This is a genomic window from Trichococcus sp. TS_SC_9 (assembly GCF_056156325.1).
Window position 1 is genome coordinate 1824818 of record NZ_CM149591.1, and the last position, 12693, is coordinate 1837510.

Annotated in this window: 10 protein-coding genes; 4 read left to right on the forward strand and 6 right to left on the reverse strand. The window is 46.9% G+C overall.

The features are described from left to right. The first annotated feature begins 24 nt into the window (after positions 1 to 24). On the forward strand, positions 25 to 1371 hold the full coding sequence (gene brnQ / locus AC0J5I_RS08850) for a branched-chain amino acid transport system II carrier protein (protein ID WP_475299467.1): 1347 nt from the start codon (positions 25 to 27) through the stop codon (positions 1369 to 1371). Between the two features lie 57 nt (positions 1372 to 1428). On the opposite strand, the gene AC0J5I_RS08855 is transcribed toward brnQ, so the two are convergent. Both AC0J5I_RS08855 and AC0J5I_RS08860 read right to left on the reverse strand, forming a co-directional pair. Next, entirely contained in the window at positions 1429 to 3567 is a 2139-nt protein-coding gene (locus AC0J5I_RS08855; RefSeq protein WP_107995054.1) for an RNA degradosome polyphosphate kinase, read from the reverse strand. Between the two features lie 54 nt (positions 3568 to 3621). Beyond that, positions 3622 to 5160 carry a Ppx/GppA family phosphatase gene (locus tag AC0J5I_RS08860; protein WP_107995055.1) on the reverse strand — a complete coding sequence of 513 codons (1539 nt, stop codon included), beginning with the start codon at positions 5158 to 5160 and terminating at the stop codon, positions 3622 to 3624. A gap of 300 nt (positions 5161 to 5460) precedes the next feature. Between AC0J5I_RS08860 and AC0J5I_RS08865 the strand changes: the two genes are divergently transcribed. Then, a complete protein-coding gene (locus AC0J5I_RS08865; protein WP_475299468.1) occupies positions 5461 to 6630 on the forward strand; it encodes a 3D domain-containing protein in 1170 nt (389 codons plus the stop codon). Between the two features lie 111 nt (positions 6631 to 6741). On the opposite strand, the gene AC0J5I_RS08870 is transcribed toward AC0J5I_RS08865, so the two are convergent. The 4 genes from AC0J5I_RS08870 to AC0J5I_RS08885 all read right to left on the reverse strand — a co-directional run bounded on the left by AC0J5I_RS08870 (position 6742) and on the right by AC0J5I_RS08885 (position 11034). Then, a complete protein-coding gene (locus AC0J5I_RS08870; RefSeq protein ID WP_475299469.1) occupies positions 6742 to 7476 on the reverse strand; it encodes an amino acid ABC transporter ATP-binding protein in 735 nt (244 codons plus the stop codon). Then, complete coding sequence (locus AC0J5I_RS08875) at positions 7469 to 9622, reverse strand: amino acid ABC transporter substrate-binding protein/permease (protein ID WP_475299470.1); 2154 nt, start codon at positions 9620 to 9622, stop codon at positions 7469 to 7471. The genes AC0J5I_RS08870 and AC0J5I_RS08875 overlap by 8 nt, the downstream gene beginning before the upstream one ends. 312 nt (positions 9623 to 9934) lie before the next feature. After that, positions 9935 to 10087: a YvrJ family protein gene (locus AC0J5I_RS08880; RefSeq protein ID WP_084253768.1), complete on the reverse strand. Its 153-nt coding sequence runs from the start codon at positions 10085 to 10087 to the stop codon at positions 9935 to 9937. A gap of 77 nt (positions 10088 to 10164) precedes the next feature. Continuing rightward, positions 10165 to 11034, reverse strand: a complete 870-nt coding sequence (locus tag AC0J5I_RS08885) for a Cof-type HAD-IIB family hydrolase (RefSeq protein WP_475299471.1) — start codon at positions 11032 to 11034, stop codon at positions 10165 to 10167. 193 nt (positions 11035 to 11227) lie between these two features. Between AC0J5I_RS08885 and AC0J5I_RS08890 the strand changes: the two genes are divergently transcribed. Both AC0J5I_RS08890 and AC0J5I_RS08895 read left to right on the forward strand, forming a co-directional pair. Beyond that, a complete protein-coding gene (locus AC0J5I_RS08890; protein ID WP_475299472.1) occupies positions 11228 to 11902 on the forward strand; it encodes a uracil-DNA glycosylase in 675 nt (224 codons plus the stop codon). A gap of 23 nt (positions 11903 to 11925) precedes the next feature. Further along, positions 11926 to 12636, forward strand: a complete 711-nt coding sequence (locus tag AC0J5I_RS08895; RefSeq protein WP_475299473.1) for an alpha/beta fold hydrolase — start codon at positions 11926 to 11928, stop codon at positions 12634 to 12636. The last annotated feature ends 57 nt before the right edge of the window (positions 12637 to 12693 follow it).

A 12693-nucleotide genomic window follows, 5' to 3' on the forward strand; every position in this document is an offset into this window, starting at 1 on the left:
AAACAGAAAGTTGGCTGAGACTTAATGGATAAGAAATTATCGAATAAAGAATATCTATACATAGGATCTATGCTCTTCGGCTTATTTTTCGGTGCCGGCAACCTGATTTTCCCGGTCCATATGGGGCAATTGGCTGGTCAAAACTTGATTCCGGCGATATTAGGGTTTATCGTGACGGCAGTGGGGCTGCCGTTTCTGGGTATCGTGGCGATGGGGCTGTCCGGTAAAGAAAGCCTGCTGGAAATGGCGAGCAAAATCCATCCGAAATACGGGGTGTTCTTCACAGCGGCACTATACCTGACGATCGGACCTTTCTTTGCGACGCCGCGTACCGCGACCGTCTCGTTCGAGGCAGCCTTTGCGCCTTATCTGGATCCTTCGATGACAAAAATGGCGTTGTTCCTGTTCTCGTTGCTTTTCTTCGCGGCGGTGCTGTGGTTCTCACTGAAGCCATCGGAAATTTTGAAATGGGTAGGCAAGGTTCTGAACCCGATTTTCCTGGTATTTCTTTCGATTCTGATTCTCTTCGGCTTTTTCGCGCCGATGGGGACAGCGAGTGAAATCCCGGTGGATGCGAGCTATCAGACCGGCGCATTCTTCAAAGGCTTTTTGGAAGGATACAACACGATGGATGCGCTGGCTTCCTTGGCTTTCGGCATCATCGTCGTAACGACGATCCAAGGTTTGGGCGTCACAAAAACGACTACCATCGCGAGGGATACGATAAAAGCCGGAACGATCAGCATGCTGTTGATGGCTGTCATTTACGGTTCGCTGGTTTACTTGGGCGCAACAAGCCGTGGTGTTTTTGAAATAAGCGACAACGGTGGCATCGCTTTAGCGCAGATCTCAAACGAGTACTTCGGAATGTTTGGAGCTGTCCTGTTTGCGGTCATCATCACCGTGGCCTGTCTAAAAACAGCAATCGGGTTGATCACGGCCATCAGCGAAACGTTCGTGCTTATGTTTCCCAACTCATTGGACTACAAAAAATACGTCTATCTTTTCACAGCCATTTCCTTCGGGTTGGCGAATCTGGGCTTGAGCCAGATCATCGCGTTCTCCATTCCGGTGTTGATGTTCCTATATCCACTCGCGATCACTTTGATTTTACTGTCGATCATGAGCAGCCTGTTCAATGACCGCACGATTGTCTACCAGATGACGACCCTATTCACGTTGCCTTTCGCGACCATTGATTTCCTGAAAGCTTTGCCGCCAGGAATCAAGGACGCTGTCGGCATGAACGGTGTCATCGCCTGGACCGATTCAGCGATCCCTTTATCCGATATCGGAATGGGGTGGCTGATCCCATCCGTAATCGGGTTTGCGATCGGCTTGGCAATTTCGAAAAACAATCAAATAGCCTAATAACGGCAGAAAAAGAAGATCAAGAGCGCAGCTCTTGACCTTCTTTTTTTTCTGCCGTTATTTCTTGAATCTACGTTGGATTTTTTTTAACCAAGAATCTTTTTCGGAGAGTGTTGGGATTTCTTTTTCTTTATTCGCCAGTTCCATGAAATACTTTTGCGCATCCACCGCTGGCTTGTCGTTGCGAACGTGCCGGTAGGTCCCGTCAGGATACAGTTCGCGCGCTTTCGTGTTGTCCGCAAGGTAGACATCCATCAAGGAAAGGATTTCCTTCTTGATGGCTTTGTCTAGGATCGGAAACTCTATTTCGACGCGTTTGATCATATTACGGGTCATCATGTCAGCGGAGGACAGGAAAAGATTTTCATCGCCATTATGATGGAAATAGTAGATCCGGCTATGCTCCAGGAAGCGGCCGACAATGCTGCGGACATGGATGTTTTCGCTGACGCCCGGTACTTGGGGCTTCAGGCAGCAGATGCCGCGGATGATCAGATCGACCCGGATGCCGGCTTGGCTGGCTTCGTACAGTTTCATGATGACGCGCTTGTCGGTCAAGGAATTCATTTTTGCGAGGATATGCCCATTCCCGAATTGATTGTGGGAGGCGATTTCGTCGTCGATGTACTCAATGAATGAATCGCGGATTTCAAAAGGCGACACATGCAGATGATTGTACTCCGGCTGATCCGAATAGCCGCTCAAGTAGTTGAAGAAGTTTGTTGCATCCTCACCGATCTCCTTATTTGCGGTGAAGATGGACATATCGGTATAAAGTCTGGCGGTCTTATCGTTATAATTGCCGGTTGCCAGATGGACATATCGAACAATCCGGTTATGCTGTTTCTTTACGACCATCGTGATTTTGCTGTGGGTCTTCAAGTGGGTCATCCCGTAAAGGACATGAGCACCGGCTTCTTCCAATTCTTTGGCCCATTGCACATTGTTCTCTTCGTCGAAACGGGCTTTCAGCTCGACAAGCACAGTGACTTGCTTGCCGGATTCGGCTGCAGTCTTCAATCCTTCGATGATCGGCGAATCTTTGCTGACACGGTAAAGGGTCTGCTTGATGGCAATCGTATCTTCATCTTCAGCGGCGCTTTTGATGAAATCGACGACCGGATCGAACGAATCATAAGGATGGTGCAAGAAGACGTCTTGTTTTTCGACCACATCAAAGATGTCTTTTCCGGTCAGATCTCTTGGTGTTACCGGAGAGAAGCTAGGGTATACGTCTTCTGGCGAAGCAATCGCCAGATAGCGCGTCAATTTGCTGAGGAAAGTAAGATCCAACGGGCCATCGATCAGGTAGACATCGCGATCATCAAGATCCAGTTCAGTCTGCAAAAAACGCACGTCTCCCTGGAGAGACTCGATTGTATCGCGGGTGTCGACTTCAAGTCGGACGGCCATCCCGTTTTTGCGCTTCTTCAGGTAATCCTGGATGACCAAAAGCAGATCATCCGCACCATCTTCATGCAATTCCAAATCCGCATTGCGGGTGATCCGGCAGCTGAAACTGTTTGTGACGGTGAAACCTTTGAATAAGGTATGGATGAAATGGCGCACGACGTCTTCCAGCAGGATGATGCCGATGTCGCTTTTGTCTTCATCCAACAAGATGAACCGTTGCAGCGGAGCGGGAACAGGCACAATCGCAACTCGGGTCGTGTCCTCCTTTTCCAAATTGACAAAAATGTGAATCAGTTTGTTGTTCAGGTTAGGGAAGGGGCGGTATGCATCGATCCCGAGCGGCGTCAAAGCAGGGAAAATTTGCTCATGGAAAGTTTCTTCTATAATCGCGAATTCACTTTTGGATAGGTCGCTGATTTTTTTGATGCGGACATTCTTTTCAGCCAATTTATTCAAAAGTTCATAATAGTACTCATATTGTAAGGCGATATTTCCATTGTTTTTATCAGAGATGGCAGACAACTGTTCAAGGGGTCTCATATCGGTTTTGCGGTCAGTCATATGGTAGCCAAGTTTGAACTGATCCTGTAATCCGGCAACCCGAACCATGTAGAATTCATCAAGATTGGAACTTGCTATGGATAAAAAGTTCAGCTGTTCAAGCAAAGGGTTCTGAGGATCTTTCGCTTCCTCAATGACACGTTTGTTGAAGTCCAGCCAACTCAACTCTCGATTGAAATAATAATCTGCATGAGCGAGATTGGGTTTACTATCTGATTCCATTATATTACACATCCGTTCGTTCGATTTGTAAGCTTTATTTATAACATAATTTTGTTAAATTTTTGTAAATACAATGTTAAGTTTACCGCTCAAGAGGCGCTCTATATGCTTTCGTTGACGCTCGGCGCGGTACTCTTCGGCAAGGATGTCACCTTTATAATAAAGCACCAGATCGTGCCCGTTCTTTGTCTTATTGATTTTGATGTCTTGGATGACCTCCATATGGGAGTCATTGATGGCATCAGCGAATTTGATGATGCCGCCGAATGATTGCAGCTGATCAATCTGGGTCACTGTATACCAATCCGTATAGCCCAACAGGTACTGGTTGACGAGCGACCGATTTTTGAAGCTGGCCAATAAAGCGATGCTTACCCGTTCCTTGTGGCTGATGCCGTTCAAATCGCTGTTGGAAATGATGTAGAAAGTATGCTGCGAGCTGGCGCCGGTCTCGACGAATTGTCCAAGATAATAAAGGTAGCTTCCAAAATGCAACAGTTTTTCCATGTCGGGATTCTTGTCAAAAATTCCCAATCGGCACAATTCCTCATATAGCATATCGACCAACTTCACTCTTTGCTGGGCGACGTGTGCCAAGGTGTGGTAGCTGGCGGCCAGCCTGCTCACTGTTTGAGCCGCAATATTGAAAACGCTGAAGGCTTTGTTCTCGTACTTGTTATTGAGAAATTCCATCACGATGCCTTCACGCAAGCCTTTGTTACTGAACAAGAACACGGGGGCCTTCACTTCATCAAAGAGGGTATTGAATACCACGTTCGCGGGGATGATCAGATCGGTGCGGTCTCGGCTCAGCCCATCCAAATTCTGCAGCTGCGGAATGCTCAATGACTGGAACAAATCCACTGTCATTTGGAGGTCATTTCGGTACATACGGTAACCGTGCACGCCCGCTAATCGATAATTGACTTGGCGTTGGTGGACATTTGCGATGCTGCGGGCAGAGCCGCCCATGGCTACAATTGGCACTTGTTTTTTGCTGAGCCATTTGATCGATTTGAATTGTTCTTTCACAAATTCCTGCATCTTTTTTATCGCTTTCGGGTCGTTGTGATCTTTGCCGTCGAAGAACATCTGCTTCAAGGTCACGACCCCGAACGGGAAGCTGTGGTATTGCAGGAGTTCTTTATTTTCATAGTAAGTGACTTCCGTACTGCCGCCACCGATATCGATTGTGATGCCGCTGGGGAATTGGGTCGTATGGAGAACGGCATAATTCCCATAATAGGCTTCTTTTTCTTCCGGCAACAACATCATTTCGATGCCGGTCTTCTTGCGTACTTGCGCAATAATGTCAGCGCGGTTGGTCGACTGTCGGATGGCGGCTGTGGCTACCGGCATCAGCGTGCTGACTTGGTACTGATCAGCAACAGATTTGAAACTTTTCAGGACTTTGATGAGTACATCGATCCCTGCTTGGGACATCTTTTTCTTTTTGTCCAAATACTGAAACAGTCTTGCAGGGGTCTTAATATTCTGGACTTGGAACATCGTAAAGTGTTCATCGATTTCAAAGATGACCAAACGGATAGTGTTGGATCCGATATCGATTAAACCTATTCTCTCTAATAACATGAGTGTCTCCTTCTGAATCCCGGATCTTCCAAGATTCCTCACTTTCCATTTTACTGGAATTCGGCAAGTTTGTCATAAAATTATATTTTTTTTAGTTACTGTTTAGGCAAGAAAGGCAGAGTGATGTTACGGAACGGGCTCTTATGTTACAGAAAGGTTACGAAGCTGCTCGTTATAAGACGAAATGAATGTTGATTGAATCATTTGAAATGAAATGGTAAAAGGAATGCAACCCTCCGTTAAGGGAAATTCGATATAATAAAGGAGCATTTTCCAACGAGAAAAGAGAGGCGTGAGATTTTGAATCATAAAAAGCGTATAGGGAAACTGATGTTGGCCGGCTTGGCAGCAAGTCTGACCCTTTCCATTACACAAGTTCAAGGTTCCACCTTAGATACCTTAACCCAAGAAGAACAAAAGACGGAAGCTCAAATCGCTTCTGTGGAAGTGACAATTGGTGAAACATTGGCATCAATCAACCTGAAGCAGATGGGGATCGATGACTTGAAGGCACAGATTGTTGCGACTGAAGAAAGCCAAATCGAAACAAAAGCGGCGATCGAAGCGCAAAAAGAACTGATCGCGTCGCGAAAAGAACAGCTGAAAACGAGGTTAGTTGCCTTGCAGATTTCTGATGCAACGACGAATCAGGTTTTAATGCTGTTGGACTCCGAAAATTTCGCTGATTTCATCAACCGGGCCTATCTAGTCGGTCAATTACAGGCAGCTGACAATCAACAGATTGAATCTGCGATTTTGGAAGAGGAGAAACTAACGGCATTGGAAGCGCAGTTTGCTGATGAAATCGAGTCAGTCAAAGATGCAGAAAGCCGCCTGAATTCCGAATCCACTGCGTTGGCTGAAGAATTGACTTCTTTGAAGGCCATCCTTTCCGAAAATCATACTGTGTTGTCGCAAGTGAAAACGGAGTATGCCGATGAAGCTGCCCGTTTGGCTGCCGAAGAGGCTCAAGCCAAAGCAGATGCCGAAGCGGCTGCAGCCGCTGCCAAAGCGGAGGAAGAACAGCAATTTGCAGATGCGAGTAGAGCTGCTACGGTTGCCCAATCTGCATCATCCGCGCAACCTTCAGTAAGCCAAATCACAGACAGTTCCGTTGCCTCTGTTGAAACCGCGCCAGTCGTGACTGTTACTACTCCAACAGTGACGGAAACACCTGCTACCCAGGGCAAGACATTGGTAGTATCGGCAACAGCCTATTCGCGCCATGAAGCAGGCCTATCCAACTTTACCGCTACTGGTATCGACTTGTCGGTCAATCCGACGGTTATTGCAGTAGATCCTTCCGTGGTTCCATTGGGAAGCTTAGTCAGCGTACCGGGATATGGCATCGCAATTGCTGGGGATACGGGTGGAGCAATCGTTGGGAATAAAATTGACTTACATATGGAAGACCTGAATGCCGCTCTTGCTTTCGGCAGACAAACATTAACGATCACCATACTGCAATAAAATTGCTACAGGAAAGGCTGCCTCCGCGAAGAGGTGGCCTTTTTTCGAAATAAAAAAGGCGCCGCAAGCTTGTTAGAGAGCTTGCGGCGCCTTTTCTATTGCTTGATGTTATTACAAAACTTTGTTCAGGAAATCTTGCGTACGAGAGTGTTGCGGGTTGCCGAATACTTCAGCAGGCGTGCCTTCCTCAACAATAACCCCGCCATCCATGAAGATGACGCGATGTCCAACTTCTCTAGCGAAGCCCATTTCATGCGTAACCACAACCATGGTCATTCCTTGTTTTGCCAGTTTCTTCATGACTTCAAGAACATCGCCGACCATTTCTGGATCGAGTGCGGATGTCGGTTCATCGAAAAGCATGATTTCCGGATTCATTGCCAACGCACGCGCGATAGCGACACGTTGTTTTTGACCGCCGGATAGCGAGCTGGGGAAAGCATCGGCTTTTTCGGACAAGCCGACTGTTTCCAACAATTCCACTGCTTTTACTTTTGCGGCTTCCTTATTTCCACGTTTCAGTTCAACCGGAGCCAATGTGATATTGTCCATTACCGAAAGGTGCGGGAAAAGATTAAAATGTTGGAAAACCATACCGATTTCTTCGCGTACTTTATTGATGTCCGTTGTTTTTTCGGTGATGTCTTTTCCGTCGATCAGCACATGGCCGTCAGTGACTTCTTCCAGCTTGTTCAGACAGCGAAGAAGGGTACTTTTTCCTGAACCGGAAGGGCCGATGATGCAGACCACTTCGCCTTCAGCTACTTCGAGGTCGATCCCCTTCAAAACCTCGTTGCTTCCGAAGCTTTTCTTTAGGTTCATGACATTTATTTTTGCGTTAGCCATTCTTTAATCTCCCTTCAAGTTTTTTGGAAATCCTCGTAAGGATCGTGATGACGATGATGTACATCAATCCGATGATCAACCACATATTACCGGAAGCATAGGTTCTGGCGATGATGATTTTACCAGTCTGTGTCAACTCGACAAGTCCGATGATGGACAAAATGGAAGTGTCTTTCAAAGTAATGACGAATTGGTTGATGAATGAAGGAACCATGATGCGGATTGCTTGCGGCAAAATGATTTTATTCATTGTTGTTTGATAAGTCAAACCTAAGCTGCGTCCTGCTTCCATCTGTCCGACATCAACTGCTTTGATACCGCCGCGGAAAATTTCGGCCAGATAAGCTGCCGCATTTAAACTCAGTGTGATGATCCCTGCAACTGTCGAACTCATCCGGAGACCCATCAATTGCGGAATCGAGAAGTATACGAAGAATGCCAAGACGATCAATGGCACACCGCGCATGATGTCAACGTAAATGGTTGCAATCCAGTTCAATCCTTTGTTAGGGGAAACGCTGAACAAGCCGATGACGATACCCAGTGCCAAAGCGATCACGATGGATGCAAAAGTGATCAGGATCGTTCTTCCCAAACCTTGCAATAATGTTTTCCAGTTTTCTTGGATTAGTCCAAAGAAGGAAGTGTTGCTTGCTTCTGTGTCGGACCCTAGATAGTCGTTGACGATTTCTTCATAAGTACCGTTGGACTGCAAGTTTGCCAATCCAGTATTGATCATGTTCAACAGTTCCGGGTTCGTGTCTTTTGCGACTGCGATCCCGTAAGAGCCACCAGCTTCTTTTTCGGTAGCCAGTTTCAATGCGATGCCTTGACCTTCGATGGCATAGGCCATAACCGGGTAATCTTCGAATGCAGCAACGGAATTGCCGGCGATAACGTCTTGATACATGTTGGCTGAATCATCGAAAGTCGATAAAGTGAAACCATATTCATCCTTAATGGATTCGGCAAATGTTGCGCCTTCCGTACCGGTTTTGACGGCCACGGTCATGCCTTCCAAGTCTTCATAGCTGTCGATATCGCTATCGGCAGCAACAGCCATAACCACACCGCTTTCGAAATACGGTTCAGAAAAATCAAAAGTCTGTTTGCGTTCGTCGGTGATGCTCATACCGGCGATGACGGCATCCACTTGTTTAGCTTCCAACGCTTGAAGGGCGGCATTGAAACCAAGCGGACGGATTTCGATTCCGAAACCTTGATCTTTGGCGATTGCACGGATCAGGTCCATGTCGATACCCACATAGTTGCCGTTAGCGTCCTGGAATTCGAATGGGGCGAAAGTTGTGTCGGTTGCGATGATAAAAGTTTTTCCGTTTTGTGCCGGGACATCCAGGCTCGTGTCAACAGAAGCACCGAGGTATTTCTCTTGGATGGTTTGGTAAGTGCCATTCTCTTTCAGATTGGCCAAACCTGCATTGAACATTGCCAGCAATTCAGGATTTGTATCTTTTGCTACTGCAAAACCGTATGAACCGCCGGCTTCTTTGTCGGTAGCCAGTTTCAGTGCCAGACCTTGGTCCTCAATGGCGTAGGCCATTACCGGATAGTCTTCGAATGCCGCTACAGAATTGCCGGACAGGACATCCTGATACATATTAGCGGAATCTTCAAAAACAGTGGTAGTAAAGCCATATTCATCCTTGATGGATTCGGCAAATGTTGCGCCTTCCGTTCCGGTTTTGACGGCTACGTTCTGTCCTTCCAGATCTTCGTAGCTTGAGATGTCGCTGTCATCGGCAACTGCCATGACCACGCCACTTTCAAAATACGGTTCCGAAAAGTCAAAGGTTTGTTTCCGTTCGTCCGTGATGCTCATGCCGGCGATGACGCCGTCAACTTGTTTTGCTTCCAAGGCCTGTAGCGCGGCATTGAATCCTAAAGGACGAATCTCCACTTCAAATCCTTGGTCCTCCGCAATGGCTTGGATGAGTTCCATATCAATGCCGACAAATTCGCCGTTCGCATCTTGGAATTCAAATGGTGCAAAAGTGGTGTCTGTCGCTATGACAAACTTTTGTGTTTCTGTTGCCTCAACTATTTCGTGCTGGGCTGACCCAAAAATAAAAAAGCCCAAAGCCATGAAGAGCATCGGCAACTTTAGTCGCAGTTTCTTGCTTAACATATTTTTTCCTCCTTATAATCAGCATTCCTTCTGAATAACCATGAGATTACGATGAAGCCTCTGCTTGAATATTCATATAATACCACATTGAGATTATATTTTAAATTCACAGAAACTACAATTATATAACGACATGGTTATGTTAGAAAAACTGACACAAAAACCGATCGATATAAAAACGCTAACAAAGAAACGTCAACCAATCTGGCATATTTGGGAACGTTCGGAAATATGCATCAAAAAGCCCTGATATGATGGCATAAAAGCTGTCATGTCAGGGCTTTTTTTAGGTCTGGTGAGGCAAGGGAGTGATCATTTAAAGGCCCGGCTCAGGTCTTCAATCGCGCCGACCAGTGCATCCAGCTTTTTTTCCATCCGGTGCAGCAAGTACATCGCAATCACAATCGGAAAGCCGGTATTGCTGATCAATTCCATATAAGCCAGCACATCCACGTTCGCATCCATTCATTCCACATCCTTTCCACACCTATAAAGACGTAGAAAGGGAAGGATGTGTAACTACCAGTGTTTCGGTTTTGGGATCACAAATTTTCGTTGATGCAACGCATGATAGCTTCGGCAACGCCGTTTTCTGAGTTGTTGGAAGTCAGGTACTTCGCAAATTCCTTGACCCCATCTTCCGCATTGGCCACTGCAAAACTGGCGCCTGCTACTTTCAGCATGGAGACATCATTGAAGTTATCCCCGATTGCCATGACATTTTCCATAGGAATCCCTCTTTTTTTGGCGAACTTCGCCAAAGCGATCCCTTTTTGTGCTTCCACATGGTTGATCTCGATATTATTTTTGAAGGAGGAGGTCACGACCACGCGGCTGTCCTCAGCCAGTTTGGTGCGGATCGGATCCAGTTCGCTTTGACCGGTATCACTGAAGACCAGGATCTTCAGGACTTGCTGGGCGTTGTCTTCCAGAACTTCTTTGAAGTTTTCAACGTAGTTTACATGCATCACTTCCAAACGGGCGATAGCCAGAACAAGCGCCATTTTGAAGGTTGTATCAGGATTTGTTTCATGCAGCAAGGAGGACATTGACTCGATCCGGCGCACTTTGTCATCTGAAAATATGCCCTTGGATGTCATAATTTCGCAATAGAGTCCGTGTTTTCTCACATCCTCCAAAATATGGTGGGTGGTTGTTTTATCGATCCCCAGGTTTTCGACCAACTGTCCGTCTTCATCAAATACTTGCCCGCCGTTCAACGTGATCATGGGACAGTCGATGCCGACTTCCTGCAGTGCCGGCACAGCTTCGGTATACCCTCTGCCGGTAGCGACCATAAATTTGATACCTAATCTATTTGCTTCATTGATGGCGCTCACGTTCGATGCGGAGACTTCCATCTTATCGTTCAATAATGTGCCGTCCATATCCGAGACGATCAGTTCAATCATACATTCATCCTCCTGTTCGGTAATTGCAGTATATTCACATTTATATTCTACCATGCTTTTTCAATTTCACTGAAAATTTGTTCAGGGCCGTCTAAAATAATCGTCTGGGGAGCGGATGGACTGAAAAAGGTCCGCACATTATGTTAAGATAGTCGCATCCGGAAATGAAAAAATGACAGATGGTGGTGGTTACATGAAAGCAATTATCCATAACGAGTGGCAAGAAAAGTTGGAAAAAGAATTTGAAGCGCCGTATTATCAGCAATTGCGCGCATTCCTGAAGGAAGAGTATCTGAACGAGACGGTTTATCCCGGGATGCAACATATATGGGAAGCCTTCGAATTGACGCCTTACAAAAAGGTGAAAGTGGTCATACTGGGACAGGACCCTTATCACGGTCCCAACCAAGCGCACGGGTTGAGCTTTTCCGTGCAGAAAGGGGTCAAGCTGCCGCCTTCCTTGGTCAATATCTACAAGGAACTGCAGGATGATCTCGGCATTCCGATTGCAAAACATGGTGATTTGACAGCTTGGGCGAAGCAAGGCGTATTCCTTCTGAATACGGTCCTGACTGTCCGCAGCGGGGAAGCCAATTCCCATCGCGGTAAAGGTTGGGAGTTGTTGACCGATTCCGTCATCCGGGCACTGAACGATCGGGAAGAACCGGTTGTCTTCATCCTCTGGGGAAATGCATCGATAGCCAAAAAAGTGTTCATCGACACAACGAAGCACGTCGTGATCACATCGCCGCATCCAAGTCCGTTATCTTCCTATAGAGGCTTCTTTGGATCGAAGCCTTTTTCCAAAACGAATGAAGCACTCAAATCGTTCGGTATGGAACCGATCGACTGGCGTTTGCCAGAATAAATAGAAGGAAGGGGCATTGCCGTATGAAAGGGAAGTCATTGAAGACCAGAAAAGGAAAACTCTACTATCAGGTAGGCGGTACCGGTGATGCATTGCTTCTGTTGCACGGAAACGGCGAAAGTTCGGACATTTTCGCGAAGCAGTTTCCCTTTTTCAAGAAACACTTCACCATTTATGCGCTTGATACGCGAGGACATGGCAGCTCGGATCTGGGAGTGGAGCGGTTGACCTTCAAGCAGATCGCAGAGGACATCCTTTCATTGCTCGAAAAGGAGCGGATTCAAAGGGTCCACGTGCTCGGATTCAGCGATGGAGGCAATCTGGGCCTGTATTTTGCGGCCCATCATCCGGAGCGGGTCGCTTCTTTGATTGCGATGGGGGCAAATTACGAAGCGGACGGCCTGACCGATGCTTGCAATGAAGAAACGCTGGAACGATACGAAGAGCTGCTGGCTTTGCCGGATACCGATCCGGAAAAAATCCATCGTCTCTGTATCCACAATCTGATGCTGGAGGAATTGGACCTTTCGGCTGAAGCCTTGCGCAGCATCCAGGCACCAACCATGCTGTTGGCGGGTGAGTTCGATCTGATCCGCGATGACCAAACGGAGGCGATGCACCGCCTGATTCCCGGATCACATAAATTTATCGTTCCCGGTGGCAACCACGGCTTTTTCGTGGATGATCCGAAAGTGCTCGAACGCCTTGCAAAAAAATTCTACACAAGCTTGTGATTTCCGGAGCGTATCAGGAGGTGCTTCCGGGGAATTATGTTAGAATAAAATTCTGGA

Coding starts and splice junctions, on each gene's coding strand:
- AC0J5I_RS08870 (WP_475299469.1), bottom strand. CDS start 7,476: ATGGCTAACGCAAAAATAAATGTCATGAACCTAAAGAAAAGCTTCGGA.
- AC0J5I_RS08880 (WP_084253768.1), bottom strand. CDS start 10,087: ATGGATGCGAACGTGGATGTGCTGGCTTATATGGAATTGATCAGCAAT.
- AC0J5I_RS08890 (WP_475299472.1), top strand. CDS start 11,228: ATGAAAGCAATTATCCATAACGAGTGGCAAGAAAAGTTGGAAAAAGAA.
- AC0J5I_RS08855 (WP_107995054.1), bottom strand. CDS start 3,567: ATGGAATCAGATAGTAAACCCAATCTCGCTCATGCAGATTATTATTTC.
- AC0J5I_RS08875 (WP_475299470.1), bottom strand. CDS start 9,622: ATGTTAAGCAAGAAACTGCGACTAAAGTTGCCGATGCTCTTCATGGCT.
- AC0J5I_RS08885 (WP_475299471.1), bottom strand. CDS start 11,034: ATGATTGAACTGATCGTCTCGGATATGGACGGCACATTATTGAACGAT.
- AC0J5I_RS08895 (WP_475299473.1), top strand. CDS start 11,926: ATGAAAGGGAAGTCATTGAAGACCAGAAAAGGAAAACTCTACTATCAG.
- AC0J5I_RS08860 (WP_107995055.1), bottom strand. CDS start 5,160: ATGTTATTAGAGAGAATAGGTTTAATCGATATCGGATCCAACACTATC.
- brnQ (WP_475299467.1), top strand. CDS start 25: ATGGATAAGAAATTATCGAATAAAGAATATCTATACATAGGATCTATG.